This is a genomic window from Kribbella monticola, from assembly GCF_003261635.1.
Taxonomy (GTDB): Bacteria; Actinomycetota; Actinomycetes; order Propionibacteriales; family Kribbellaceae; genus Kribbella; species Kribbella monticola.
This window is the reverse complement of sequence record NZ_QFXK01000010.1, coordinates 441,305-466,670: the sequence shown is the minus strand read 5'-3', so window position 1 is coordinate 466,670 and position 25,366 is coordinate 441,305. Positions and strand designations below refer to the sequence as shown.

The window sequence follows — 25,366 nt, the reverse complement described above, 5'->3', positions numbered from 1 at the left end:
AGGACGATCAGAAGTAGACCGTGGTCGAGCGGAGATGAGGTCGATGGGGCGAGCGGGGATGATGCCGCGGCCGATCGGGCCGATGCGGCCGCCGGAGTGGCTGGTTCGTAGTGCTTCCGAGGCCGCGGGGGTATCGGTCGGGTTGATCCGGTCAGGGGTGTGGCGATCGGTGCGGCCGTCGCAGCTGTTGCCGATCGAGCGGGCGCTTCGGCAGTGGGGTCAGTCGATGGCGGCGCTCGGAGCCGTGGCGGCGATCAGGTACCCGGATCAGAACGCCGTGATCGACGAGCGCGGCAGCTTGACCTACCGGGAGCTCGACCAGCGCTGTTCGCAGCAGGCTGCCGAGTTGCACGCGCAGTACGGGATTGTTGCCGGTAGCAAGGTTGCGGTGCTCTGCCGGAACCACCGCGGTTTCCTCGAAGCGACGCTGGCGACCTCTCGGCTCGGCGCGGACGTGCTGTTCGTGAACACCGAGTTCGCCGCGCCGCAATTGAAGGCCGTGCTCAAGAAGCATCAGCCGGATCTGCTGATCCACGACGAGGAGTTCGCGATCGATGCCGAACTGCCTACCCTGCTGGGGTGGAAGGACCAGTCCAGCGCAGTCGGACTCGACGAGCTGGCAGCCGGTTCGGCGCCTCCCCCGCCTGTGCCGGACAAGCCGGGACACATCACCATCCTGACGTCGGGCACCACCGGTACGCCGAAGGCCGCGCCCCGAGCGCCGACCGCGGCCGGGCTGATCGGACTCACCGCGAGCATGCTGGACCGAATCGGCCTTCGCGCCGGTGAGCCGATGGTGATCTGCCCGCCGCTGTTCCACGGCCTCGGCCTGCTCACCTCGATGCTCGCTTTGTTCCTCGGCTCGCCGCTGGTCCTGGCCCGCCGGTACGACGCCGCGGCCGTGCTCGCCTCGATCGAGGCGAATCGGGCGGGATCCGTCGTCGCCGTACCGGTCATGCTGCAACGGATGCTCGCGCTCGGACCGGCCTGGATCGCCGGTTACGACCTCAGTTCGCTGCGGGCGGTCATCTCGGGCGCGTCCGCCCTCGGTCCCGCGTTGGCCGAGCGGTTCATCGCGCAGTTCGGGCCGATCCTGTCCGACGCGTACGGGTCCAGCGAGATCGGCATCGCGACAATCGCCACGTCGGCGGACTTGGCGGCCGCACCTGGCACTGTCGGCCGGCCGTGTCTCGGGAGTTCGGTGCGGATCCTTGGCGAAGACGATCAGGTGCTGCCGGTCGGCGAGGCTGGGCGGATCTTCGCGGGTGGCGGATTGGTGTTCGGTGGGTATTCCGACGGCAGTAGCAAGACCGTGGTGGACGGACGGATGAGCACGGGCGATCTCGGCCATCTGGACGCCGCCGGGCGGCTCTTCGTCGACGGACGCGAGGACGACATGATCGTCTCCGGCGGCGAAAACGTGTACCCGGTCGAGGTCGAGGACTGCCTGATGAGCCACCCGGGTGTGATCGACGCGGCCGTGGTCGGCGTTCCGGACGAGGAATTCGGCCAGCGCCTGATCGCGTACGTCGTACCGTCGGACGACGCCTCGCGAGACGCGCTTCCCGACGAGCTGATCGAGTACGTCCGCTCGAACCTCGCCCGCTACAAGGCGCCTCGCAAAGTGGTCCTCCTCAACACCCTGCCCCGCAACGCCACCGGAAAAGTCCTCCGCCGAGAACTCCCCACCACCTGACACCAAGCAAGCAGTCCGTGGGGGATCTCTTGCGGGGGTTGGGTGCGTTGGTGCGGAGCGGGTTCGGGGGGTTGAACGGGGGTGATGGGAGAGTGGAGGTATGAAGATCCTGGTCGGGTACGTGCCGACGCCTGAAGGTGAGGCTGCTCTCGAGGCGGCGGGCGCGGAGGCTCTGTTGCGTGGGGCTTCCATCCTGTTGCTCAACACCAGCCGTGGTGACACGTTTCTCGACAACCGGTACGCCAACTCCGAGGAGCTGGCCGCGGCCGAGACGAAGCTTCGCGAGCGGGGCGTCGAGGTGACGATCAAACAAGCAGTCGGTAGCGGCGACGTCGCCGGGGAGCTTCTGAAGGCCGCAGCCGAGGAGGAGGTCGGCCTGATCGTTCTCGGCCTGCGCCGCCGGAGTCCGGTCGGCAAACTCATCCTCGGCAGCACCGCACAGCGCGTACTCCTCGAAGCCCCCGTCCCGGTCCTCGCCGTCAAGGTCCCCACCTCACGCGACGACTGACCCCCGAGGCCAACCGGCCGCCCGAACTGCCGGCGGTCGGATCGGATGCCGGGTGGGAGCGGATGCCCGGATCGGATGCCGGGTGGGAGCGGATGCCCGGATCGGATGCCGGGTGGGAGCGGATGCCCGGATCGGATGCCGGGTGGAAGCGGATGCCCAGACCGGGGGGCCGGATCGGATGGTCCCGGCCGCGAACACCATTAACAGCCGCAGGACCGGCAGGGCGACCTGGGCGCCCGGATCGAGGAGTCCGCGGATTCTGCCCGGGCTCGACTGCGACGTGCCGGTTTCGCACTTCGAGGTGCCGGAATTGGGCGGCGTTCGGCGTGCGGATGGTGGCGTTAGAGTCGGGCATGGCTTGTCGGATTACTGAGCTTGTCATCGACTGTGTCGACCCGCAGCGGCTGGCGGACTTCTGGTGTGAGGTGCTCGGGTATGTCGAGCTTCGCTGGGACGGCGATGATTTGGAGATCGGGCCGCCGGAGGGTGGCGGGGCTTCGCCGATTCTGGTGTTCAACCGGAGTACTGCGCCGCGGCGGGGCAAACTTCCGATTCACTTCGATGTGAATCCGACCGATACCGATCAGGATGCCGAGCTCGAACGGTTGCTCGCGGCGGGCGCACGCAGGGCGGATGTCGGGCAGACCGGCGACGAACCGTGGCATGTGCTTGCTGATCCCGAAGGCAACGAATTCTGTCTGCTGCGCCGACGCGTCCAGCCGCTCAGCGGCTGACGGGCGAGGTGTCGGTGGGTAAACCACGTGAGCGGTTGGAGTCGGCCGCCTAAACTGGACTTCGACATGCCTGATGCCCGGACCGATTCGCCGCGTCCTTCCCCAGTTGCCTCCACCTCACCGGACCCGGCCGCCGCGCAGGGTGCGGCGCCACGCCGTCGCCGACGCCGCGGCAAGAACCCCAAGTCCCCGCGCCCGGCGGCCGGTGCGGAGAGTGCGCCCCCAGCCAGCACCTCCGAGGACGCACCGCCCCGCAGCGCTCCAGCGGATCGGCACCCAAGCAGCGCCTCAGAGAGCGCGCCCTCAAGCGGCGCCTCAGAGAGCGCGCACTCGCGCAGCGCCTCAGAGACCGCGGACTCGCGCGGCGCCTCGGGGGATGCACTCTCGCGTGGGGGTTCGGAGAGCGCGCACTCGCGCAGCACCTCGGAGAGCGCGCCCTCAAGCGGCGCCTCGGATAGCGCGCACTCGCGCAGCACCTCAGAGAGCGCGCACTCGCGCAGCGCCTCGGGGGATGCGCACTCGCGCGGCGCCTCGGGGGATGCGCACTCGCGTGGGGGTTCGGAGAGTTTGTCGGTCGGTGAGTTGGTGAAGCGGCTCGACGGGGTGATGACTGGGGATCGGGAGCAGCTCGGGCGGCGGTTGGAGCGGGTTCGCGGCATCAAGGAGACCGCCAAGCGCGATCAGGCGCTGCAGGGCGTCGCGAACGCGATCGAGCAGGCCGAGCAGAAGGTGGAGCGCCGGCGGCTCGCCGTACCGGAGATCTCCTATCCCGAAGAGCTGCCGGTCAGTCAGCTCAAGGACGACATCGCGGCGGCGATCCGGGACCACCAGGTCGTCGTGATCGCCGGTGAGACCGGTTCCGGCAAGACCACTCAGATCCCGAAGATCTGTCTCGAACTAGGTCGCGGCGTGCACGGCATGATCGGCCACACCCAGCCGCGCCGGCTCGCCGCCCGCACGGTCGCCGAGCGCATCGCCGAGGAGCTCGGCACCGAACTCGGCGAGACCATCGGGTACGCCGTACGGTTCACCGACAAGGTCAGTGAGCGCTCTCTGGTGAAGCTGATGACGGATGGCATCCTGCTCGCCGAGTTGCAACGCGATCGCGACCTGAGCCGGTACGACACGCTCATCATCGACGAGGCGCACGAGCGCAGTCTCAACATCGACTTCATCCTCGGGTACCTTCGCCAGCTCCTCCCCCGTCGCCCCGATCTCAAGGTGATCATCACCTCGGCGACGATCGACCCCGAGCGGTTCGCCGAGCACTTCGCCGACGCGCAAGGGCAGCCCGCCCCCATCGTCGAGGTCTCCGGCCGGACCTACCCGGTCGAGGTGCGGTACCGCCCGATCAACGACCCCGACGACCCGAGCACGATCGATCGCGACCAGACGCAGGCGATCCTGGATGCGGTCGACGAACTCGAGTACGAGGCGCCCGGCGACATCCTGGTGTTCCTCAGCGGCGAGCGCGAGATCCGCGACACCGCGGACGCGTTGAACGAGAAGTACGCCGCACAGCGCGGCCGACCGGGCGGTGGAGTCGAGGTCCTCCCCCTCTACGCCCGCCTGTCCAACGCCGAGCAGCATCGCGTCTTCTCCTCGCACGGCTCCAGCCGCCGCATCGTCCTCGCGACCAACGTCGCCGAGACCTCGCTGACGGTTCCCGGCATCAAGTACGTGATCGACCCCGGTACTGCGCGGATCTCGCGCTACTCCCATCGCACCAAGGTTCAGCACCTGCCGATCGAGCCGGTCTCCCAGGCCAGCGCGAACCAGCGCAAGGGCCGCTGCGGCCGCACCAGCGACGGCATCTGCATCCGGCTGTACTCCGAGGAGCATTTCGAGAGCCGGCCGGAGTTCACCGACCCGGAGATCCTGCGCACCAACCTCGCCTCGGTCATCCTGCAGATGACCTCGATCGGGCTCGGCGACATCGCCGCGTTCCCGTTCATCGACGAGCCGGACAAGCGCAGCATCACCGACGGCCTGCAACTCCTCACCGAACTCGGCGCGATCGACGGCAAGAGCCAGTCCGACCGTAACCGCCGGCTCACCCCGATCGGCAAGCAGCTGGCTCAGATCCCGCTCGACCCGCGGCTGGCCCGCATGATCGTCGAGGCCGACAAGCACGGCTGCGTCCGCGAAGTGATGGTGATCGCCTCCGCGCTCTCGATCCAGGACCCACGCGAACGCCCCACCGACGCCGAGGCGCAGGCAACCCAGCAGCACGCCCGGTTCCGGGACCCGAACTCCGACTTCCTCGGGTTCCTCAACCTGTGGAACTACCTGAAGAAGCAGCAGAACGAGCTCTCCGGCAACCAGTTCCGCCGGATGTGCCGCAACGAGTACCTCAACTATCTCCGCGTCCGCGAATGGCAGGACATCTTCGCCCAACTCCGCCAGGTCGCGGCGCAGATCGGCGTCACGCTCAACTCCGGCGGCGCCGCCGACCCGCAGAACGTGCACATCTCGCTGATGGCGGGCCTGCTCTCGCACCTCGGCATGAAGGATCCCGCCAACCAGCACCAGTACCTCGGGGCGCGCGGCGCCAAGTTCGCGATCTTCCCCGGCTCTGGTCTGTTCAAGAAACCACCGCAGTTCGTGATGGCCGCCGAATTGGTCGAGACCTCGCGGCTGTGGGCCCGGGTGAACGCGAAGATCGAGCCGGAATGGGCCGAGGACCTGGCCGCCCACTTGATCAAGCGCAGCTACTCCGAGCCGCACTGGGAACGCAAGGCCGGCGCGGTGATGGCGTACGAGAAGGTCACCCTGTACGGCGTACCGATCGTTGCCCGGCGCAAGGTCAACTACGGCAAGGTCGACGCCGAGGTGTCGCGCGAGCTGTTCATCCGGCATGCGCTCGTCGAGGGCGACTGGGACACGCACCACAAGTTCTTCCACGAGAACCGCAAGCTGATCGAAGAGGTCGAGGAGCTCGAGGAACGGACCCGGAGGCGCGACCTGCTGGTCGACGACGAGACGCTGTTCGCCTTCTACGATGAGCGGCTCGGCCCAGAGGTCGTCACCGGCCGGCACTTCGACACCTGGTGGAAGAAGGCGCGGCAGCGCGATCCTGATCTGCTCGACTTCGAGCGGTCGCTGGTGGTTCGTGAGGGTGCGGAGATCGAGGAGCGGGATTTCCCGCTCACCTGGACGCAGAACGGGATGACGTTCGATCTCACCTACGCATTCGAGCCGGGCACAGACGCCGATGGCGTCACCGTGCACATCCCGTTGCTGGTGCTCAACCAGGTCACTGCTGACGGTTTCGAGTGGAGCGTCCCCGGGTTCCGCGAGGAGCTGGTCACGGCGCTGATCAAGTCGTTGCCCAAGGCAGTTCGCCGCAACATCGTGCCGGCGCCCGACCATGCCCGGCGGGTGTTGCCGGCCCTGGATCAGAGTTCGGGGCCGCTTACGGACGCACTGGCACGCGAGTTCCGGTCGCTGCGTGACGTCCAGATCGAGCCAGAGGACTGGGACTGGAGCCGGATCCCGGAGCATCTGCGGATGACGTTCCGGGTCGTCGACGACCACGGCAAGACTGTGGCCGAAGGCAAGGATCTCGCCGCGCTGAAGGAACGCCTGAAGCCCAAGACCAAGGCCGCTATCTCCCAAGTGGCGTCGAAGGCGGTCAGCGGGCTGGAGCGCTCCGGGCTGACCGACTGGACCTTCGGCGACCTGCCGAAGACCTTCTCCGAGCACCGCAACGGGCTGACCGTCGCCGGCTACCCGGCGCTGGTCGACGAAGGCAAGACCGTCGCGATCCGGTTGCAGGAAACCGAACGCGACCAAGCGGCGGCAATGTGGACCGGCACACGACGGCTCCTGCTGCTGACGATGCCCTCGGTGATCGACGTCGTCCAGCGGAACCTGACGAACCAGCAGAAGATGACCCTGCTGGCCGGACCGCACCGCAATGTCGGTGACCTGCTCGACGACGCGATCTCCGCGGCGGTCGACCAGTTGATGGCAGCCGCGGGCGGCCCGGCCTGGAACCTCACCGCCTTCTCCGTACTGCGGGATGCCGTCCGCTCGGAGCTCGCGGACACCGTGCTCAAGATCCTCCAGCAGGTCGAGCAGGTGCTCGCTCACGCCCGCACGGTCGACAAGCAGATCTCCCGGGCATCCAGTCCGGCCCTGCTGGCCGCGCTCTCCGATGTTCGGGGTCAGTTGGAAGGTCTCGTACATCGCGGCTTCATCACCGAGGCGGGTGCGCAGCGACTGCCCGATCTGGTCCGCTACCTGCGCGGGATCGAGCAGCGACTGGACAAGATCGGCGCGAACGCGATGCGAGACCGGTCCGGGATGGCGATCGTGGACACGCTGACCGCGGAGTACGAGAAACGCCTGAAAGCAGTCCCCACGGGCAAGTATCCGAGCCCGGAACTCCTCGAGGTCCGCTGGATGCTCGAAGAACTCCGCATCAGCCTCTTCGCCCAAACCCTCGGCACGCCATACCCCGTCTCCGACAAACGAATCCGCAAGGCCCTGACTACCGCCTGAGCCACCCAGCCCCGGAGGAGTGGGAGACGTCCGAAGAGCCGTGGGTTGTGACCCTCGGCTCTTCGGACGTCATGGGGTGATTATGGGTAGCTGACCAGGTAGCGCTGTTGGGTGGTGGCGTTGGCGGGGCCGCCGGTGTTGTTGATGACGTTGGCGATGGTGCCGACTCCGCCGAGCGAGACCGCGACCAGGTCGTGGAAGCGGACGCCGGGGGTGTCCGGGACCTCGAAGGAGTGGCTGGCCACGATCGACGGGTTCGTCTGGAAGAACGAATAGCTGCCGACGCCCCAGGCTTCATGGGTGTTAACGCTGTTGGCCACCTTGTACGCCGCCCAGCCTTGCGTCCCGCCGCCACTCGTCCAGGCCGCTTGACTCGGTACGTCGTACGGCATCTCGTTCTGGTAGAAGTACGTCCTGCCGCCGTTGCCGTTCCAGAGCGTCTCGAACTGCTGGTAGTGCTCGACGAACAAGCCGTACATGGTCACATCGTTGCCGTTGACAACCAACCCGTTGGCCGCGGTGTTCACGTCCCAGCCGACCTGATCGCCGTGATCGGCCCGCCACAGCCACATATGGTCACCGATCACGTTGTTGCTGTTGACCTGCAGGCTGACCGTGGCCTTGCCGAGATGCGATCCGCCGCCGATCCGGACGAACACGTCGTGCAGCGAAGTCGGGTTCGTCGCGTGGTTCGCGCTCGACCCGGCCGGGCCGATCTCGACCAGGACGGGGCTGTTGACCGGGCCGGCGTCGATCAGGAGGCCGCCTAGCTTGACGCCGTCGACGTCGGCAACGGAGATCGCGCTCTTTCCCGTGTCCGGGGTCAGCGTCGCCATCCCGAGCCCGAGGACGACGGTGTTCGGCTTGGTCACCTTGATCGTGTCGGTCAGGTGGTAGACGCCCGGCGTGAACAGCAGGTGCTTGCCCTGATCAAGCGCCGCGTTGATCGTGGCGATCGGCGTGTCGGGTTTGGCGACCAGGAACTGGCTGAGCGAGATCGACGTACCGGCAGCAGGTCCGTGCGACCAGCTGGTGCCGGACGAGTTCTGGCGAAGGGCCGGGACGAACACGTTGAAGCTGCCCGCGTTGTCGACGTACAGGAACGGCTTCTCCCGGATCACCGGTGTGGTGCCGACGACGGTGTGGGCCGGGTCCGGGAAGTGCTGCGGCGGAGCGCCCGTCGTGCCGACGAACACCATGTTCCACACCGATCCAGTCCATCCGCCGAACTCCGAGTTCCGCGAGAACCACTGCTGCTGCGAGCCGGACACGACGGTGTTGTCGATCTTCGTGTCGGCGAACAGGCCACCACTTGCCCAGCCGTCGCCACCACTCCAGAGCTGGATCTCGGGCGCGCCCTTGAGGTGCATCCGGCGGTACGGCGCTGCCTGGGCGACCGCCCAGCGCTCAATCTGGCCGTTCGGCGGGGTCACCGCCATGTTCTCGGCCGAGCGCCAGAAGTTCTGGGTGGCGTTCTGCTTGTTGTTCGGGTTGTCGCCCTGCTGCAGCCAGTCGGCCTCGACCCGGACGTGCCCGTTGATGTTTACGTCGTCCGGCGAGAGACCGAGGCCGGCGACCTGGGTGTTGAAGCCGAGGTTGACGTCGGCGGCGTACGTGCCCGGCTTGAAGAGCAGCGCGTACCGCTCGGTGCCGAACTGGTTCGTGTGTTGCTGTGTGGCGACCTGGTCGAGCTTCGCTTGCATCTGCGCCTGCGGAGTGGCCGGGGTGAACACCGAGACGTTCGGACCGAAGTCAGGGTTCATCGGGTCGGTCGGCGGAATCACCGGTCCGCTCCCGCCGCCAGTGGTGTGCACTGCGAGCTCCCAGAGTGAGTAGCCGTACGCCGTACCGCGCTGGGTGCCGTTGACTCGCAGGTACCGGCCGGTGCCGGTGACGTCGAGGCTCTGCGTCCCGCCCGTGCCGGTCGTGGTTGTGTAGATCGAGGTCCATGGACCGGCCGCGTTATCGGAGACCTGGAGCTGGAACGCCTTGCCGTACGCCGTTTCCCAGCTGAGCACGACCTGACAGATCGTCTGTGTGCCGCCCAGGTCGACCTGGAGCCACTGAGGATCAGCTGCGGCACTGGACCAGCGGGTGCCGAGATTGCCGTCGACTGCTGCGGCGGCCGGGGTGCCACCGTTCTCGGTGCTCGACGCGGTCGCAGTCTTGCCCTGGGCGGTGTTGGCGGTGCCGCAGGTAGAGGGTCCGTCAGCGGTACCGCCGTACACCTGGAACTCCCACAGTGAGTAGCCGTAGCCGGTGGCGCGCTGGGTGCCGAGCATGCGGACGTAGCGGCCGCTGCCGGTCACATCGATCGACTGGGTGCCGCCGGTGCCGGTGGTCGTCGTGTAGATCGAGGTCCACGGGCCGTTGGCGCTGTCGGAGACCTGGAGTTGGAAGGACTTCGCGTAGGCCGCTTCCCAGTTCAGTACTACGCGGCTGATGGCTGAGGTCGCGCCGAGATCCACCTGCAGCCATTGGGGATCGGCGAACGCGCTCGCCCAGCGGGTGCCGGTGTTGCCGTCGACCGCGGCCGCGGCGGGGGTGCCGGCGTTCTCGGTGCTCGAGGCGGTAGTCGTCTTGCCTTGCGACAGGAGCGTGACGGCAGCCTGAGCTCTGCCGCCGGGCGCGACCACTAGAGCCGTCGCAATCAGGAGAGCGGCTGCCAGCAGAACCAGCCAGCGTCGGAGAGCCGGAGAGCGCGCTCCGGCGAGAGAAGAAGTAGGCATGAAGGAACCAATCAGGAGACGGATGGGCGGCATCGTCCTGCAGGGTGAGAGAGCGCTCTCTGAGAGAGTCGTCGGTCAGCTCCCACGTGTCAAGGGAACGTTCCCCGAGATCGGTTCCGGAACTCCGGTGTCCTGCGGCGTGCGAGAAAGACGGGCGGGTGGGGCGCTGGTTCCGGAACCTTCAGTCGGACAGATCCAAGGCGTCGAGGGCCTCTGAGAGCTTGGCAAGCACCGCCACAGCGTCAGCCAGTTGGTCCTCGCCGAGTACGCGGCTGAGCTGGCGGGCGTGCTGGGCGTGGTGCGGACCGATCGACGAGTTCGCGGCGCGCCCTTCGGGAGTGAGGGCAACCAACTTGGCGCGGCGATGGGCGGGGTTGTCGTGGTACTCGGCCAAGCCGCGGTCGACCAGGACGTCGGCGGTGCGTTGCACCGCCTGGCGCGTGATGCCCATCTCGCGCGCGATCGCCGACACCGTGAGCGGCTGATGGATGACGGCGCCGAGCACCTGCCACCACGTAGCCGTCAGCCCCGCCGGCCGAGCCAAGTGCTCGGCCAGCTCCAGGAACTGCCCGTTCAGCTTGAAGGTGGTCAACGCGGCAGCGCTGAGCAGTTCCTGTTCGCGCTTGGTCATCGTGCTGTCGGTTCCTCTGGTCAGGCGGACATCAGCTCGTAGAACCCGGCAGGGTCCCGCTTCCCGTACAGCTTGTACCAGGATGCGAGCACGTGCGGCTCCATCACCTCGAGACGCGCCAGGATCTCGCGCGCGAACTCGACCGGCGCCGACGCGCTCGCGGTGATCAGGTCGCCGTCAGTCACGGCCGGCTCGTCGCGATACAGCTCTCCGCCCTTGTAGCCAAGGCTGTCCAGGAACGCCGCCGCGTTGCTGGTGTGCGCCCGGTCGTCCAGCAGCCCGGCCATCGCCAGACCTCCGGTCGCGCCGCAGATCGCGGCAACGGGCACGCCCGCGTCGAGGAACTCACGGGCCTTCTCCGCGAACGGCACGAACGCCTCGGTCGCGAAGATGTCGTTGCCCGGCAGGATCAGCATCGCGCTGTCCGCCGGCTTCAGATCCGCGAGCACGACGTCGGGCGTGACTCGTAGACCGCCCATCGTGGTGATCGGCGCCGCGCTCGGCCCGACGGTCGAGACCGCGAACCGGCCCGGCGTCTTGTGCCACAGCGGCTTGTTGATGTGTGCCGTCGCGAACCCGGTCTCCCAGTCGGCGAGCGTGTCGTAAACGGCGAGGTGGACAACGGAACGGATGACTTCTGACATGACAACAGCCTGTCACTCTGACAACATCTTGTCAATCATCTACAGCAGAAATGCGAGCAGTCGCTCAAGCGTCGCGTCCGGCGCCTCTTCGGCGAAGAAGTGACCGGTGCCGACCGCTCCCCCGCTGAGGTCGGTCGCCCACTCACGCCAGATCTCCAGCGGGTCGTACCACTGAGCCACCGCGCCGCCGGGATCCCAGAGCGCCAGGACCGGGCAGGTGATCCGCCGGCCGTCGGCGCGATCGAGCCGATCATGCTCGTGATCCAGCGTGGCCGCCGCGCGGTACTCCTCGCAGATCGCGTGCACGGTCGCCGGATCCCGGAACTTCTCGATGTACTGCGCGCGCACCTCGGCGTCGAACACGTCCGGCCGGGTGGACCAGCCGTCGAGCAACTCCCCGACGAACACGTCAGGTGCTCCGCCGATCAGCGTCTCGGGAATCGGTTCGGGCGCCGCAAGGAACGACCAGACCCAGTAGCCCAGACTGAAGTCCCTGCCGGCGCGATCGAACGCGTCTCCGGTCGGCACGATGTCGAGCACCGCCAGCCGGTCAATCCGTTCGGGATGATCCAGCGCCATCCGATAGGCACACCGCGCGCCGCGATCGTGGCCGACCACTGCGAACTTGCGATACCCCAGCGCCTCCATCACCTCGACCTGGTCCCGGGCGATCTCCCGCATGCTGTACGGCGAATGGTCTGCCGCGCTGTCCGGCTTCCCGCTGTCTCCGAAACCTCGCAGGTCAGTGGCTACCACCGTGAAATGTTCTGCGAGGCCGGGCGCGACCCGATGCCACATCAGGTGGGTCTGCGGGAACCCGTGCAGCAGCAACACCGGCGGGCCCGTTCCACCACGCCGGCCTCTGATCGTCGTACCGGATGTCGGGAGCTCGAACTCCTCAAAACCTTCGAACAAGGCAGCACCTCCGTGCTTCCGCTGCCCGTTCCACCCGAACGTAAACGGACTGGACCAGAACCGGTCCGGGCCGCAAAAAGGCGCCGGCCGACCCAAAGAGCTGGGTCGGCCGGCGCCGCGGAGTACCGGCTGTTATTCCAGGCAGATCCGGAACGGGTGACCGGCCGGGTCCGCGTAGACCCGCCAGCCTCGCTCGTTCTGTGCCGGTGGGGCGTCGACGGGGTCGAGCGGCTCGGCGCCGAGCGCGACGACCGTCGCGTGACCGCTGGCCAGGTCGTCGACGATGAGGTCGAGGTGAAGTTGCTGCGCGTCCGTACTCGGCCAGGTGGCGGGTACGTAGTCCTCCGAACGCCGGAAGGCGAGGGTCGAGCCGGGGCCGGTCAGGCTCCGCCAATCGCTGTCACCGTGCTCGTCGATCTCGAGACCGAAGAGCGCTGAGTAGAACTGGGCGAGCTCCAGTGGATCCGGGCAGTCCAGTACCACCGAGCCGAGCCGCCCGGCAGTACTGCCCGGCTGCTCTGCCACCTGCGTCATCTGTCCTCCAGCTTCGTGAATCAGGGTCGTTCCCTGCGGCCAGGCCCGTCCTGGTCAGAAGGCCCGGCCGCCAACGATGACAGGTCGGACACCCCTCGCGCATCTTTCGACACGGCTTGTTGACACTTCAGTCGAATCGGCCGCGGAACTGGCAGAGTTCCGGTCATGACCGTCCCGCCCGTCGCGTTCGTGAAAGAGCGCCACGATGCTCCGCCCGGGTTCTTCGAGGTCGAGGCCGCCGGCCTGCGCTGGCTGGCCGTGCCGGGCGGCGTACCGGTGGTGGAGCCGCTCGAGGTCGCCCCCGGCCGGCTCGTCACCCCACGACTCGAGCCCGTACCGCCTACTGGTGCCGCCGCCGACGAACTCGGCCGGCGGCTGACGATCATCCACGACGCGGGCGCGCGGCACTTCGGCGTACCGCCCGACGGCTGGGAGACGGACGGCTTCATCGGCACGATCGAGTTGCCGCACGCGCTGGAGCCCGTGGAGTCGTGGGGCGCGTTCTATTCGGCGTACCGGATCCGGCCGTACGTGCGGACGGCGTACGACCGGGGCACGATCGACGGGCCACGGTTGGCGGCCTTCGAGAGGTTGTGCAGCAGGCTGGAGGCGGGCGCGTACGACGATCCGGCGGAGCGGCCGTCGCGGATTCACGGTGATCTGTGGTCGGGCAATGTGTTCTGGACAGCCGACGGCGTTCACCTGATCGACCCGGCGGCCCACGGCGGCCACCGTGAGACTGACCTGGCCATGCTCGGCCTTTTCGGCATGCCGCAGCTGGAGCGCGTACTACGGGCATACGACGAGGCGCACCCGTTGACGGAAGGTTGGCGCGATCGGGTCGGCCTGCATCGGCTTCACCCGCTGCTGACGCATGTGGTGATGTTCGGATCGGCCTACGTCGCGCCCGCGGTGGCGATGGCGCGGAAGTACGGCTGAGTAAGGCAAGGAGTTTGCTGAAAGATCTTGACTCCGGCAGTGAGCGGACGAACACTTCCGGTCATGGACCGACATCTTCGCCCCAGCCGTCGGGTCTCGCTCACCGGTCTCGTCACGACCGCCCTGCTAGCGACTCCCCTGATCGCCACCACGCCCGCCAGCGCCCAGCCCCAGAGCCACACTCAGACTGAGAGCCACAGCCAGGCGGTGCCCGCATTGATCCCACAGCCCACGTCGCAGCACACCCTGCCCAACCAGACCTTCACCCTGAAGCCCTGGAGCATCGTCGGCGTCGATTCGTCCGCCACGGAGAGCCGCGCTGCCAGGAAAGTTGCTGACCAGCTCACTGCACAGCTGCGACGCTCCACTGGCTACCGCCTTCCGGTGCTCCCGGTGCTGCCCGGCTTCGCCGACATCCGGCTGTCGACCAAGGGGCCGGCCTCGCTCGGCACTGAGGGCTACCAGCTGCGCGTCGAGCGCTCGACCATCACTGTCACCGCCGCTAGCCCAGAAGGCTTGTACCGCGGCGTCACCACGCTCCGGCAGCTCTTGCCCGCCAAGGCCGACGCGAGCACGCGGCAGGCCGGTCCCTGGCGCATTGCCGGTACGGCGATCGCCGACTCGCCGCGGTACGCCTACCGCGGCACAATGCTCGACGTCTCGCGGCACTTCTTCTCGGTCGCCGAGGTGAAGCGCTATATCGACCTGGCGTCGCTCTACAAGCTGAACAAGCTGCACTTGCACCTGTCGGACGACCAGGGCTGGCGGATCCAGATCGACAGCTGGCCGAGGCTCACGACGTACGGCGGCAGCCTGGAGGTCAACGGGACGCCCGGCGGCTCGTACACGAAGGCGCAGTACGCCGAGATCGTGCGGTACGCCGCTGACCACTACATGACCGTGATCCCCGAGATCGACACGCCTGGGCACACCAACGCGGCCCTGGCGTCGTACGCGGAACTCAACTGCGACGGGGTGGCGCCGCCGCTCTACACCGGCACCGACGTGGGCTTCAGCTCGCTGTGCGTCGGCAAGGACCTCACCTACAAGTTCCTCGACGACGTGTTCCGCGAGGTCTCCCAGCAGAACCCCGGCGACGTCGTCCACCTCGGCGGCGACGAGGCGCACTCGACACCGCACTCGGACTACCTGACCTTCGTACCGAAGGCAGCGGCTCTCGTCACCAAACAGCACAAGCGAGTGATGGGCTGGCAGGAGATCGCCGACACACCGCTGCCGGCCGGAAGCATCGCGCAGTACTGGGGTACTGACGACGAGCGGTCGCAGGAGCTCGCGCGGAAGGCCGCTGCTCAAGGCGCCAAGGTGGTGATGTCTCCGGCCAACCGGGCGTACCTGGACATGAAGTACGACGAGAGCACGCCGTACGGGCAGGACTGGGCCGGCCTGGTCGACGTGCGGACGGCGTACGACTGGAATCCGTCGACGCTCGTTCCGAACCTGCCGGCCAGCGCGGTGGCGGGTGTGGAGGCGCCGATCTGGACCGAGACGCTGGACGACCTCGACAAGCTCGAGTACATGGCGTTCCCGCGGCTGCCGGGCATCGCCGAGCTGGGCTGGTCGCAGGCGTCCGCGCTCGACTGGACGGCCTACAAGGCCCGCTTGGGCGGTCAGGGCTCACGGTGGGACGCGCTCAGCGTGAACTTCTACCGGGCCCCTGAGATCGACTGGCACTGAGTAGATGGGGAGTCCCGGGATCCGTCCGGGACTCCCTTGCTAGTTCCGCTGGAGGACGCGGTCGACGAGCCAGGCGGTCTCCTGGTCGAGGTCCTGCTCGGCGACAGTGAACACCGTCGGCTCGGCATCAGCGTTGTCGCGCAGCTCAAGGCGGAAGACGTAGCGATCGGGTTGCGGACGACCGGAGCCGAGTTGCTTCTGCTGCAGCCCGTGGGCGGCCTGTTCGAGCCGCTCGCGGTCCGGTTCGGCGGCGGCGTCGAGCTCGTTCTGTGCGACCAGCCCGGCGAATCCGCCGGTGCGTACCACTTTGAGGATCAAGTTCTGTCTCCGTCTCGGCTCGGATCCCCACTTTTGCCTGCCGCCGATCGGTTGTCCAGGCATCCGCGACACGCCGATGAAATCAAGGTGGGCCGACCCGCAATTACCCGGCGTACAGAGCGGGTTGTCCTTCCTTGTCGGCGAACGGAATCGCTTGCGGGAGCGGGGCGGATGGGAAAACAGCAGGTCGGCGTGGGTTTCGTTGTCTTCCGGCAGGGGCGGCCAGGGCCTGCCGCTGCCCGCCCGCGCTGCCACGAGCCGGACACGCAGCGTGGCGGGCGGCGACTTTCCGCGACACGTGTTCGCGGTCACCCCCCACACAGCGCCCGAGATCGGCTACAGTTATCGCGTTGCAGTTTTGGACTCCCACTGACTTTTGCTGTGCTGTACGGCCGGTTTCGTCGTCTGGGGCCTTTCGGCGACACGCGGTTCATGAGGTGTGGATCGCGTCTTGTTACAAGCCATCAAGGAGATAGACAACAATGGCTGTCGGTACTGTCAAGTGGTTCAACGCTGACAAGGGCTTCGGCTTCATCACCCCGGATGACGGTGGCGCGGACGTGTTCGCGCACTACTCGGCCATCCAGACCTCGGGCTTCCGCTCGCTGGACGAGAACCAGCGCGTCGAGTTCGAGATCACCCAGGGCCAGAAGGGCCTTCAGGCGGAGAACATCCGCCCGATCTGATCTCCGGATCAGCCTTCTAAGAACTGATTGAGGGAAGGGCCGCACACCGATCGGTGTGCGGCCCTTTCTGTTGCCCTGCGCATGCTTGTCCCGTGAACGCATAGCCGGTGGCCGATCCTGGGTACCGGCCCCGCGACAGCGAGGAGACCGATGACTGACGACCCCCACGCCCGCTACCTGCGCGAGGACGAAGACGCCGGCGAGCGGCTCGACCGCCAGTGGAACGAACTGCTGCAGGAACTGCGGCTGGCCCAGACCGGCACCCAGATCCTGTTCGCCTTCTTGCTCAGCATTCCGTTCAGCAACCGGTTCCAGGAAGCGGACGCGTTCACCCACGACGTCTTCGCCGGCACCCTGATCACCAGCGCGCTCGCGGTGGGCCTGTTCCTGGCGCCGGTGTCGTTCCACCGGATCCTGTTCCAGAAGAAGATGCGCGACAGGATGATCCCGATCGCGGGCCGGATGGCCGCCGGCGGTCTGTTCTTCCTCATCCTCGCGATCGCCAGCGGCGTCCTGCTGGCGATCGACGTCGTGCTGTCCAGGACGGCGGCCTTCATCGTCGTCGGGATCGTGCTCGCCTGGTTCGTCCTGTTCTGGTACGTCGTACCGCTCTGGGTCCGCCGCTCTACCCGCGCAAGCGGGGAATGACGTCCGCGGCCACCTCTTCCAGGACGGCCTCCGAACCGCCGTACACCCCTTCGGCCCGCGGCCAGTGCGTGATGACGTCGGTGAAGCCGAGCTCCGCTGCCCGGCCCACCGCATCCTCGAACGCGGCAGCGCTGCTGAGCGCGTACCCGCCGTCGTCCAGCGAGAGGTAGCGATCGAGCGACTTCCCGGCCAGTACGTCGTCGAGCCGCCGGCTGAGCTCGGCGACACCGGCGTACCAGTCGTCGACACCCTTCTTGCCGGTGGTGACCCAGCCGGCGCCGTACTTCGCGGCCAGGCGGAGCGAACGTGGTCCGTTAGCGGCCATCACGAACGGGACCCGTGGTTGCTGGATGCAGCCCGGCAACGTGCGGCCGTTGCGCGTCTCGAAGTACTCGCCCTTGTAGTCGACGCCGTCGGTGGTGAGCAGCTTGTCCAGCAGTTCGACGAACTCGGTCAGCCGGTCGACCTTCTGCCGCGGGCTCAGGTCGTCGCCACCGAGGATGGTCGTGTCGATGCCGCCGCCGGCACCGATCCCGCAGAGGAAGCGGCCGTCCGAGATGTCGTCCAGCGCGAGGATGTCGCGCGTGAGCGTCAGCGGGTGCCGGAAGTTCGGCGAGGTGACGAAGGTGCCGAGCTTGATCGTCGACGTGACCATCGCGCCCGCCGTGAGCGTCGGCATCGTCCCGTACCACGGTGAGTCCTGCAGGCCGCCCCAGGTGAGATGGTCGTAGGTCCACGCGTGATCGAAGCCCAGTTCCTCGGCCCGCCGCCACTTCGGTGCCGCCGTCGACCAGCGGTACTCCGGCAGGATCGTGATTCCGAATCGCATGTGTCGCACCCTAACCGGTGGCGGCCGGGCGCTGAGCTCTGGGAATAGATTGAGTGTTCAACTATATTGGAAGGAGTAAGACTTCTTCGAGAGGCAGGACCGCCATGACTGTCGAGATCAGCCGGACGCCGGTGCTTTACCTGAGTCACGGCGCGCCACCGCTGGCGGACGACCGCGTCTGGACCGCGGAACTCGCCACGGTCTCGGCAGCGATCACCAAGCCCACGGCGATCCTCATCGTGTCGGCGCACTGGGAGGCGGCCCCGCTCACCCTCGCGGCGACCGAGACCGTGCCGCTGCTCTACGACTTCTACGGCTTCCCGGAGCGGTACTACGAAGTGCAGTACGCCGCGCCTGGTGCTCCGGAGCTGGCCGACCAGGTGCGCAAGCTCCTGCAGGCGCCCGGCAGGCCTGTGTACGACGATCCGTCGCGCGGGCTCGACCACGGCGCCTATGTACCGCTGAAGGAGATGTACCCCGACGCCGACATTCCTGTGCTTCAGGTGTCGATGCCGACCCTCGATCCGGCCGAACTGTTCGCGATCGGGCGGAAACTGGCGCCGCTGCGAGACCAGGGCGTGCTGATCATCGGCAGCGGGTTCACGACACACAACCTGCGGGCGATCAACCTGAGCGGCCGGCCCGACGGTCCTGCGCCGACGTGGTCGGTCGAGTTCGACGACTGGACCCGGCGAGCGCTGGCCGCGCAGGACGTCGACGCGCTGATCGACTTCCTGCACAAGGGGCCGGCGGCCGAGATCGCACATCCTCGAACGGAACACTTCGCACCGCTGTTCGTATCGCTGGGCGCCGCTGAGGATTCACTCGGCACGGCAGAGACCGTGGTAGACGGCTTCTGGTACGGCCTCTCCAAACGGTCCTGGCAGCTGGGCTGAGCCATCGTCCGGCCGCCGTTCGTGATCTTGTACTGCGCATCGAGCGGCACAGCCTCACGCTGCAGCGCCAAGAGTTCATCCGGCAAGTCCGCGCCCTCCCGGCGCTCGCTGCGGGTTGTAGCGTCCGCCGGGCGCTGTCGTGTGCGGGTGGCGGTTGTTCAGCGTGGTGGGGTTGGGAAGGTGGCGAGGGTTGTGGTGCCGATGCTGCTGATCCAGACCTTGCCGTCGCGCTCACGGACGCCGGTCGGCATGTGGAACTCGGGGTGCTTGCCGCGCAGATCGTGGACCAGCCTGCCGTCGTCGTCGTACGCCTGGATCTCGATGATGTCGGCGGCCTTCGGCTTGACCGCCTCGGGGAGGGCCCACACGAGCTTACGTAGTACGGGCGGTTTGGGCAGCAGGAAGTCTAGGAGCGCGTTGCGAGGGGAGCCGATGGCGACCCAGATCAGACCGTCGGAACCGCGGGCGATGTTGTCGGGCAGGCCAGGGATCCGCGCGACGAGAGTCGGCTCGGCGTCAGGCTTGGTCAGGTCGAGCTTGTAGAGCCCGTAGCTCGCTGTCTCGGCGAAGAACAGTGTCTTGCCGTCGCCGCTCAACGCGACGCCGTTCGGAAACGGGCGACCGGTGACGAGTCTGGTCAGCTCGCCGTCGGGCCTGAGTCGATAGACACTGCCGGTGCTGGAGTGCTCGAGCAGATCGGCCATCCACTCGGCGACACCGAAGCGCGTGGACGAGTCGGTGAAGAAGATCGTGCCATCGGGCAGTACGTCGGCGTTGTTGCAGAACTTCATCGGCCGACCATCGACCTCGCCGAGCAACGTCGCGATCCGGTTGTCCTTGTCGAGCGTGAGCAGCCCACGATTGGCGTCACAGATCAACATCTTGCCGTCCGGCAACCACTCGATCCCCAGCGGCCGCCCACCCGTATCGGCAAGCGTCGTGATCGTCCGCCCGTCCGCACTGACCCTGAGAATCCGCCCGTCCAGCAGCCCGGTGATCACACTCCCGTCCTCGTCGATCAACACATCCTCAGGTCCCTCCCCCGGCAACGCGACAACCTCCACGTCCAGCCCCCGCGGCCGCCGCGCCGCATCCACAGCCGGCGGATCCCAACGAACAGGCGCAATCCTCGACTTCAAGCTCATGCCCAGACAGTAACCACCCCCCACCAATCCGCAACCGGAACGACCGCCCACCCGTCGCCCCTCCGGCGTCGGGCGCTCCCACCCACCCCAGAACGCGGCTCCTCCGTCGCCGCTCAGCTAAGCAGTCGCCGAGCACATCCGATTCGCGTACATGCTGAGCTGATCAGCCGGGTCGGCGGATAGCTCGCGCGTCTCGCCTACCTCGCCATGAGACTCCCGGTCAGGACCACACCCTCGGGCACCACGAAGTGCTCTCAGGTTCCGTCGTGATGGCGTAGCGCAAACAACCACCTCGGCAGGAGTCCGTCGAGGAACCCGTGCCACCACGACACCCGCCCGAAGGTGTCGCGCCTTGGCAAGAGCGCAGCTCAAGCGGCGACGGAGGAGCGACGTCAAAGGGTGGGTAGGAGCCCCCGACGCAGGAGGGGCGGCGGGGTGGAGGTCACTCTCCGGTGGCGCCATCGAGGTGTTCTCGGAGGAGGTCGGCGTGGCCGTTGTGGCGGGCGTATTCCTCGATCATGTGGGTGAGGACCCAGCGGAGGGTGAAGCGCTGGCCTTCGTCTTCGCCGACGAAGTCGGGGTCGAGGTCGGTGATGGCGGCGCGCGCCCGGTCGACCGCTTCGTCGTAGCGGCGGAGGTCGTCGGCGTACGCGGCTGGGTGGAGGTCGTTCCAGTCGGCGTCGGGGTTGTCGGGTGAGGTGTAGGCGTAGATGACCGGCTCGTCGGTGAAGGTGCCGACGAACCAGCCGACCTCGACCTCGGTGAGGTGCCGGATCAAGCCGTGCAAGGTCAGCGGCGAGGGAGCGAGGACGGCGGTACCGAGTTGCTCAGGCGTCAGACCTTCGCATTTCCAGCGGAGTGTGGCGCGCTGGAAGTCGAGAAACGCGACCAGCGTCTCCTTCTCCCCCGCTTCCGTGGGCGGGTCGGGCCGTCCGTTGAGATCCATGGGCCGCAACCTAGTGCCGACCTCCGACAATTCCCGGCGCCAAGCTCCGTGATCCGCTTAAGAGACGCGCGGAGTGCCACTTGGAGGGGTCGTCAGTAAGACATGGGCGGCGCCAAGCCGGGCGTCGGTTCCGGTGGGGCTGTGTAGGCGACCGGCTCGGTGGCGCCCAGCAGGCGGCGGGTCAGGGCGTCTCGGGTGGACAGCAGGTCTTCGGCGGCCGCTCGTAGTTCTGCGTCGCCGGGTCGCGAGTCGTTCTCGGCGCCCAGGAGCACTGCACGGCGTACGAGCTCCTTGGCGAACGAAGCTGTCGTCCCCTCGGTCATCGCGACCACTTCCTCCACAGCCGCGGGGCTCAGCTCCAAGCCCGGCCCGTAGAGGGACAACAGCCGAGCGCGACCAGGAGCGTCAGGGAGCGGTATCTCGACTGCCAGGTCGACCCGGCCGGGCCGTTGACTCAAGGCCGGCTCCAGCAGATCGGCGCGATTCGTGGTGAGCAGGAAGGCGACATCCGCCTCCTCGGTAAGCCCGTCCATCTCGTTCAGCACCTGGAACAACAGCGGGCCTCCCCCGTACGCGTGGTCCCGTGCCTCGGCCACCAGGTCGCAGTCCTCGAGCACCACCAGCGCCGGCTGCAGCATTCGCGCCAGCCCGCAGGCCTCGGAGATGAACCCGATACTCGTCCCCGCCAGCAGCACCACCGTGAACTCAGGCAGCCGCGACAACAGATACCGCACGGTGTGCGTCTTCCCCGTCCCCGGCGGCCCGTACAGCAGCACGCCGCGACGCAGATGCTGACCGGCGGCGAGCAGCGCCTCGCGGTGCTCCGCAATGCCGATCACCTCGCGCTCGACCCGTTCCAGTACTCCGTCCGGCAGTACTACGTCGTCGCGCGAGATGTCCGGCCGCGCGTGCAGCCGGAACGGCCCGACCCCCCGCTCGAATTGGTGCCCCTCAAAAGACACCACCTGCCCGCGGAACACGTTGTGCTCCAGGATCAGCGCCGGCAGCTCCGCGAGGAAGCGCTCTCCCGCTTCCTTGCTGGTGGCAACGACTTCGAGTTGCACCATGGGCCGCCCGTACTGCGGGTTGGCGGCTCGCAGCAGCGCGACGTACCGGTCGTCGCCCTGACTCGCCAGGTAGAACCCGAACGCGACGCAGTCCATCTCCTGGTCGACCGCGATCGAGATCCGCTGGTAGTCGACCGCGCCGACGCCGTACTGGCGGTGGGCCGAAACCTCCAGCAGCTCGGAGAACGTGTAATGGCCGCGATCGGATCCGGCCAGGCCGACCACCTCGAAGTCGTCGAACCAGGCCTCGACGGCGAGCTGGACGTTCGGCAGATCGAAGGACGGGAACGAGGCGGCCACCACCGGCAGCTCCTCGGGTTCCACGCCGAGATGCGCCAGCAACCGCTCTCTCAGGCTCTCCCGCGCGTTTCCGGACGGAGGATTCTGCATCCGCTCCAGGAACCCGTTGAAAAGCCTGGCGAACTCCGCGACCTCATCCGGCTCGTCCATCGACACCCCTCGCTCGACCCCCGAGTGACCTCCACCCGAAGTCAAGCCTCGCCGCCCGAAGGGTCAGTACCAACGGCTGCAAGGCGGGTCTCAGGCATGATGCAGTCAAGACCGCAGAAGTTGCAGCGTGCTGGGCTTACGCTGAACAACAGGGTCCGGGGGGGACTCGCCGATGGAGGGGATCTGATGCGGCGTGCGGTGGTGACTGGTGGGGCTGGGTTTCTTGGGTCGCATTTGTGTGAGCGGTTGCTGGGCGACGGCTACCAGGTCGTCGCTCTGGACAATTTCGTCACCGGCAGTCCGGCCAATGTGCAGCACCTGCTGGAGTCGCCGGACTTCCGGCTCGTGCGGTGTGATCTGGTCGACTACATCCACGTACCGGGGCCGGTCGACCTGGTCCTCCATTTCGCCTCACCGGCCAGTCCGGTCGACTACCTCCAGTTGCCGATCGAGACGTTGACCGTCGGCGCCATCGGCACCCTGCACGCTCTCGGACTCGCCCGGGAGAAGGGTTCGCGGTTCATCCTCGCGTCCAGTTCCGAGACGTACGGCGACCCGCGCGAGCACCCGCAGCGCGAGGACTACTGGGGTCACGTGAACCCGGTCGGACCGCGGGGCGTGTACGACGAGGCCAAGCGGTACGCCGAGGCGCTGACCATGGCGTACCGGCGTACGCATGGGGTGAACACCGGCATCGCGCGCATCTTCAACACGTACGGCGAACGCATGCGACCCGATGACGGTCGGGCGATCCCGGCCTTCGCCACCCAGGCGATCCAGGGTCGGCCGCTGACGATCGCCGGCGACGGCAGCCAGACCCGGTCCGTCCAGTACGTCAGCGACCTGGTCGAGGGAGTCAGCAGGTTCGCGGCCTCCGATCACCCCGGCCCGATGAATCTGGGCAACCCCGACGAGCTGACCGTCCGGCAGATCGCCACCCGGATCCGCGAACTGGTCGGATCGACGTCCGAGCTCGTCCACATCCCCCGCCCCGAGGACGACCCGATGGTCCGCCGGCCGGACATCAGCCTGGCGACCAAGGTCCTCGACGGCTGGGAACCGCGAGTCAGCTTCGACGAAGGCATCACCCGAACGATCAGCTGGTTCAGGCAAGTGCTAGCCGCGAACAGCGGTGAGGAAGAGGTTGGCCGATCGGAAGAGCGCGCCGTCCACCCGTAGCGGGAGATCGAAGAGAGCGCGTGCCCGCTGCGGCGCCAGCAACGCCGGAATCTGCAGGAAACGCCAGAACAAGTTGGCGCCGTCCCGCGACTGCGGCTGAAACCCGGCCTGGCTCAGCAGTCCGAGCAGTTCCTCCGCCCGGTAGTTCGTGTGCTCGTCGCGCTCCCAAGCCATGTCACCACGCAGCCCGTCCGACGAGTCCTCGAACCGCTGCCGATAGACCTCCCGCCCGAACCGCGCGGCATAGACAGCGCGATGGAGCCGGGGCATCCGCAGCTTGGCGTTGTCCGGATCGAGAAACGAGAACACGTGCCGCGCCGGCACCGTCAGGACCAACAGCCCACCCGGTCGCAGTACGCGGTGAACTTGCGCGAGGGTCGATCGCTCGTCCCGGGTGTGCTCGAGCACGTCCAGCATCGTGACCGAGTCGAAGCACGCGTCCGCGAAGGGCAGCTCTTCACCCACGCGCACGAGGGGCCGGTCGGCTGGGCACGAGGCGAGATAGCCCGGATGCGGGTCCGCACCGACCACCTGCAGCGCAGTACGGTCCGCAAGCGCGGAGAGGAATGTGCCGTCACCGATCCCGAGGTCGAGGTGACGCCCCGTCCGCGACCGCAGCTGCTCGAAAGCCCAGGAATAGCGTGCGGTGGGGTGGTTCCTGAAGACGTTGTCAACAGCAACGGGACGAACAGCCAACGACATAACGGCTTCCATTGCAGTTTCGTCGACCTCGGCAAGTGGTTTCGTTGCTGCCAGCAACTGCTGTTCCTGCTCCGGATGCTCGGCCACCACTCGGCCGAGCTCAGCAAGGTCGCCCCACAAGGCGATGACGCGTCCCCGCGGCTCTTCGGCGCGGAGGTACTCGACCTGGTGATCGTTACGCATCTCGCCGCGCGAAGCCTCCCGGGCAACGGCGATCGGCACCTTGCCCATCCGTTCGACCAGCCGCACCGTGTTGCCCGCATGGCTGATCACCACATCGGCTTCCGCGAGGCGTCGCACCGTCTCCTCGTAGCCGATGAAAGGCGCGTGTGAGCACGGCGGCACCACCGTCGAGGTACCGGTCTGCATGAAGACCTCATGATCGCTGCACAACGATGAACACGCCGCGATCAGCCGGTCGAACGGCCAAGGGCCCATCCCGACCGTGACGAAGACGCTGAGCCGGCTCAATAGAGTTCACCGACGTTCACAGCGCGACGGTGCCGCGCCAGCAACTCAGGATGCTGAACCACCACCTGACTCGCCAACGCCGCGCAAAACCGAGCCGCCAGACCGGGCTTGCCGATCACGTTGAACGTCTCCACCCACACAGCCGGTACTCCGGCCAGCCGCGCGGCCACGAAGTACGGCACGGCCACTCCGCTCCCAGCCGAAACGACGAGCTCGATGCGACAACTGCGCAAGGTCGACCGGGCGCGCAGCACCGATCGCACCAGCGTGCCGAGGTCGCGAGGCCGAAGCTCGGGCTCCCAGCGAACGTCGTACGCGGCAAGCAACTCGGCCGTGTCCGGCGCCTTCACCGCCACCCACGACACCTGGTGATTGCGCCACCACGGGCGCAACGCAAGCACATCGAGCAGCACTCCCCCGCTGCTCGACACCAACAACGTCCGCCGGCCCCCCTGCGTCATCCCGTCATGGTAATCGGGATCGGCAACGGTTACAGTT

General features: G+C 67.4%; 22 protein-coding genes. 10 read left to right on the top strand and 12 right to left on the bottom strand.

What is annotated here, in order from left to right:
* Nucleotides 1-43: 43 nt before the first annotated feature.
* From DIZ26_RS08135 to hrpA, 4 genes are all read left to right on the top strand, one after another.
* Nucleotides 44-1,696, top strand: a complete 1,653-nt coding sequence (locus DIZ26_RS08135; protein WP_232828186.1) for an AMP-binding protein — start codon at nucleotides 44-46, stop codon at nucleotides 1,694-1,696.
* A gap of 100 nt (nucleotides 1,697-1,796) precedes the next feature.
* On the top strand, nucleotides 1,797-2,204 hold the full coding sequence (locus tag DIZ26_RS08130; RefSeq protein ID WP_112239061.1) for a universal stress protein: 408 nt from the start codon (nucleotides 1,797-1,799) through the stop codon (nucleotides 2,202-2,204).
* A 332-nt stretch (nucleotides 2,205-2,536) separates the two neighbouring features.
* Nucleotides 2,537-2,938, top strand: coding sequence for a VOC family protein (locus DIZ26_RS08125; protein ID WP_232828196.1), 402 nt, complete (start codon nucleotides 2,537-2,539; stop codon nucleotides 2,936-2,938).
* Nucleotides 2,939-3,523: 585 nt separating this feature from the next.
* Entirely contained in the window at nucleotides 3,524-7,444 is a 3,921-nt protein-coding gene (gene hrpA / locus DIZ26_RS08120; RefSeq protein WP_269815376.1) for an ATP-dependent RNA helicase HrpA, read from the top strand.
* An 80-nt stretch (nucleotides 7,445-7,524) separates the two neighbouring features.
* Here hrpA and DIZ26_RS08115 read toward each other — a convergent pair whose 3' ends face one another.
* The 5 genes from DIZ26_RS08115 to DIZ26_RS08095 form a co-directional block, all read right to left on the bottom strand.
* The gene (locus tag DIZ26_RS08115) at nucleotides 7,525-10,173 is read right to left on the bottom strand and encodes a discoidin domain-containing protein (RefSeq protein WP_112239058.1); all 2,649 of its coding nucleotides are present in this window, start codon (nucleotides 10,171-10,173) and stop codon (nucleotides 7,525-7,527) included.
* Between the two features lie 181 nt (nucleotides 10,174-10,354).
* On the bottom strand, nucleotides 10,355-10,804 hold the full coding sequence (locus DIZ26_RS08110) for a MarR family winged helix-turn-helix transcriptional regulator (protein ID WP_112239057.1): 450 nt from the start codon (nucleotides 10,802-10,804) through the stop codon (nucleotides 10,355-10,357).
* Between the two features lie 20 nt (nucleotides 10,805-10,824).
* Complete coding sequence (locus tag DIZ26_RS08105; protein WP_198675970.1) at nucleotides 10,825-11,448, bottom strand: DJ-1/PfpI family protein; 624 nt, start codon at nucleotides 11,446-11,448, stop codon at nucleotides 10,825-10,827.
* 39 nt (nucleotides 11,449-11,487) lie between these two features.
* Nucleotides 11,488-12,363, bottom strand: a complete 876-nt coding sequence (locus DIZ26_RS08100) for an alpha/beta fold hydrolase (RefSeq protein ID WP_112239056.1) — start codon at nucleotides 12,361-12,363, stop codon at nucleotides 11,488-11,490.
* A 132-nt stretch (nucleotides 12,364-12,495) separates the two neighbouring features.
* Nucleotides 12,496-12,897 carry a VOC family protein gene (locus DIZ26_RS08095; RefSeq protein ID WP_112239055.1) on the bottom strand — a complete coding sequence of 134 codons (402 nt, stop codon included), beginning with the start codon at nucleotides 12,895-12,897 and terminating at the stop codon, nucleotides 12,496-12,498.
* Nucleotides 12,898-13,062: 165 nt separating this feature from the next.
* On the opposite strand from DIZ26_RS08095, the gene DIZ26_RS08090 reads away from it, so the two are divergent.
* Nucleotides 13,063-13,836 (top strand): fructosamine kinase family protein, encoded by a 774-nt coding sequence (locus DIZ26_RS08090; RefSeq protein ID WP_112239054.1) that lies wholly within the window; start codon nucleotides 13,063-13,065, stop codon nucleotides 13,834-13,836.
* Nucleotides 13,837-13,899: 63 nt separating this feature from the next.
* Nucleotides 13,900-15,531, top strand: coding sequence for a beta-N-acetylhexosaminidase (locus DIZ26_RS08085; protein WP_112239053.1), 1,632 nt, complete (start codon nucleotides 13,900-13,902; stop codon nucleotides 15,529-15,531).
* Nucleotides 15,532-15,570: 39 nt separating this feature from the next.
* Here DIZ26_RS08085 and DIZ26_RS08080 read toward each other — a convergent pair whose 3' ends face one another.
* Entirely contained in the window at nucleotides 15,571-15,849 is a 279-nt protein-coding gene (locus tag DIZ26_RS08080) for a protealysin inhibitor emfourin (RefSeq protein WP_112239052.1), read from the bottom strand.
* Between the two features lie 482 nt (nucleotides 15,850-16,331).
* Here DIZ26_RS08080 and DIZ26_RS08075 point away from each other — a divergent pair, with 482 nt between their 5' ends.
* The gene (locus DIZ26_RS08075; RefSeq protein WP_012921273.1) at nucleotides 16,332-16,535 is read left to right on the top strand and encodes a cold-shock protein; all 204 of its coding nucleotides are present in this window, start codon (nucleotides 16,332-16,334) and stop codon (nucleotides 16,533-16,535) included.
* 150 nt (nucleotides 16,536-16,685) lie between these two features.
* Nucleotides 16,686-17,183 (top strand): DUF6328 family protein, encoded by a 498-nt coding sequence (locus tag DIZ26_RS08070; RefSeq protein WP_112239051.1) that lies wholly within the window; start codon nucleotides 16,686-16,688, stop codon nucleotides 17,181-17,183.
* On the opposite strand, the gene DIZ26_RS08065 is transcribed toward DIZ26_RS08070, so the two are convergent.
* Nucleotides 17,161-18,012 carry an LLM class flavin-dependent oxidoreductase gene (locus DIZ26_RS08065; RefSeq protein WP_112239050.1) on the bottom strand — a complete coding sequence of 284 codons (852 nt, stop codon included), beginning with the start codon at nucleotides 18,010-18,012 and terminating at the stop codon, nucleotides 17,161-17,163. The genes DIZ26_RS08070 and DIZ26_RS08065 overlap by 23 nt on opposite strands.
* 104 nt (nucleotides 18,013-18,116) lie before the next feature.
* Here DIZ26_RS08065 and DIZ26_RS08060 point away from each other — a divergent pair, with 104 nt between their 5' ends.
* Entirely contained in the window at nucleotides 18,117-18,908 is a 792-nt protein-coding gene (locus DIZ26_RS08060) for a dioxygenase family protein (protein WP_112239049.1), read from the top strand.
* Nucleotides 18,909-19,066: 158 nt separating this feature from the next.
* Here the strand turns inward: DIZ26_RS08060 and DIZ26_RS08055 are convergent, their stop codons facing one another.
* From DIZ26_RS08055 to DIZ26_RS08045, 3 genes are all read right to left on the bottom strand, one after another.
* Complete coding sequence (locus tag DIZ26_RS08055) at nucleotides 19,067-20,053, bottom strand: SMP-30/gluconolactonase/LRE family protein (protein ID WP_232828185.1); 987 nt, start codon at nucleotides 20,051-20,053, stop codon at nucleotides 19,067-19,069.
* Nucleotides 20,054-20,495: 442 nt separating this feature from the next.
* Nucleotides 20,496-20,999, bottom strand: coding sequence for a DinB family protein (locus DIZ26_RS08050; protein ID WP_112239048.1), 504 nt, complete (start codon nucleotides 20,997-20,999; stop codon nucleotides 20,496-20,498).
* 92 nt (nucleotides 21,000-21,091) lie between these two features.
* Entirely contained in the window at nucleotides 21,092-22,516 is a 1,425-nt protein-coding gene (locus tag DIZ26_RS08045; protein ID WP_112239134.1) for an AAA family ATPase, read from the bottom strand.
* Nucleotides 22,517-22,702: 186 nt separating this feature from the next.
* On the opposite strand from DIZ26_RS08045, the gene DIZ26_RS08040 reads away from it, so the two are divergent.
* Nucleotides 22,703-23,695 carry a UDP-glucuronic acid decarboxylase family protein gene (locus DIZ26_RS08040; protein ID WP_112239047.1) on the top strand — a complete coding sequence of 331 codons (993 nt, stop codon included), beginning with the start codon at nucleotides 22,703-22,705 and terminating at the stop codon, nucleotides 23,693-23,695.
* Here the strand turns inward: DIZ26_RS08040 and DIZ26_RS08035 are convergent.
* Both DIZ26_RS08035 and DIZ26_RS08030 read right to left on the bottom strand, forming a co-directional pair.
* Nucleotides 23,633-24,868, bottom strand: coding sequence for a methyltransferase domain-containing protein (locus DIZ26_RS08035; protein ID WP_112239046.1), 1,236 nt, complete (start codon nucleotides 24,866-24,868; stop codon nucleotides 23,633-23,635). The genes DIZ26_RS08040 and DIZ26_RS08035 overlap by 63 nt on opposite strands.
* A complete protein-coding gene (locus tag DIZ26_RS08030; RefSeq protein WP_112239045.1) occupies nucleotides 24,865-25,329 on the bottom strand; it encodes a UDP-N-acetylglucosamine--LPS N-acetylglucosamine transferase in 465 nt (154 codons plus the stop codon). The genes DIZ26_RS08035 and DIZ26_RS08030 overlap by 4 nt, the downstream gene beginning before the upstream one ends.
* Nucleotides 25,330-25,366 lie beyond the last annotated feature (37 nt).

What these genes read in the sequence shown, in the direction of transcription:
- DIZ26_RS08135 (WP_232828186.1), top strand. Translation starts at nt 44, where the DNA reads ATGGGGCGAGCGGGGATGATGCCGCGGCCGATCGGGCCGATGCGGCCG.
- DIZ26_RS08130 (WP_112239061.1), top strand. Translation starts at nt 1,797, where the DNA reads ATGAAGATCCTGGTCGGGTACGTGCCGACGCCTGAAGGTGAGGCTGCT.
- DIZ26_RS08125 (WP_232828196.1), top strand. Translation starts at nt 2,537, where the DNA reads ATGGTGGCGTTAGAGTCGGGCATGGCTTGTCGGATTACTGAGCTTGTC.
- DIZ26_RS08115 (WP_112239058.1), bottom strand. Translation starts at nt 10,173, where the DNA reads ATGCCTACTTCTTCTCTCGCCGGAGCGCGCTCTCCGGCTCTCCGACGC.
- DIZ26_RS08110 (WP_112239057.1), bottom strand. Translation starts at nt 10,804, where the DNA reads ATGACCAAGCGCGAACAGGAACTGCTCAGCGCTGCCGCGTTGACCACC.
- DIZ26_RS08105 (WP_198675970.1), bottom strand. Translation starts at nt 11,448, where the DNA reads ATGTCAGAAGTCATCCGTTCCGTTGTCCACCTCGCCGTTTACGACACG.
- DIZ26_RS08095 (WP_112239055.1), bottom strand. Translation starts at nt 12,897, where the DNA reads ATGACGCAGGTGGCAGAGCAGCCGGGCAGTACTGCCGGGCGGCTCGGC.
- DIZ26_RS08090 (WP_112239054.1), top strand. Translation starts at nt 13,063, where the DNA reads ATGACCGTCCCGCCCGTCGCGTTCGTGAAAGAGCGCCACGATGCTCCG.
- DIZ26_RS08085 (WP_112239053.1), top strand. Translation starts at nt 13,900, where the DNA reads ATGGACCGACATCTTCGCCCCAGCCGTCGGGTCTCGCTCACCGGTCTC.
- DIZ26_RS08075 (WP_012921273.1), top strand. Translation starts at nt 16,332, where the DNA reads ATGGCTGTCGGTACTGTCAAGTGGTTCAACGCTGACAAGGGCTTCGGC.
- DIZ26_RS08070 (WP_112239051.1), top strand. Translation starts at nt 16,686, where the DNA reads ATGACTGACGACCCCCACGCCCGCTACCTGCGCGAGGACGAAGACGCC.
- DIZ26_RS08065 (WP_112239050.1), bottom strand. Translation starts at nt 18,012, where the DNA reads ATGCGATTCGGAATCACGATCCTGCCGGAGTACCGCTGGTCGACGGCG.
- DIZ26_RS08060 (WP_112239049.1), top strand. Translation starts at nt 18,117, where the DNA reads ATGACTGTCGAGATCAGCCGGACGCCGGTGCTTTACCTGAGTCACGGC.
- DIZ26_RS08055 (WP_232828185.1), bottom strand. Translation starts at nt 20,053, where the DNA reads ATGAGCTTGAAGTCGAGGATTGCGCCTGTTCGTTGGGATCCGCCGGCT.
- DIZ26_RS08050 (WP_112239048.1), bottom strand. Translation starts at nt 20,999, where the DNA reads ATGGATCTCAACGGACGGCCCGACCCGCCCACGGAAGCGGGGGAGAAG.
- DIZ26_RS08045 (WP_112239134.1), bottom strand. Translation starts at nt 22,516, where the DNA reads ATGGACGAGCCGGATGAGGTCGCGGAGTTCGCCAGGCTTTTCAACGGG.
- DIZ26_RS08040 (WP_112239047.1), top strand. Translation starts at nt 22,703, where the DNA reads ATGCGGCGTGCGGTGGTGACTGGTGGGGCTGGGTTTCTTGGGTCGCAT.
- DIZ26_RS08030 (WP_112239045.1), bottom strand. Translation starts at nt 25,329, where the DNA reads ATGACGCAGGGGGGCCGGCGGACGTTGTTGGTGTCGAGCAGCGGGGGA.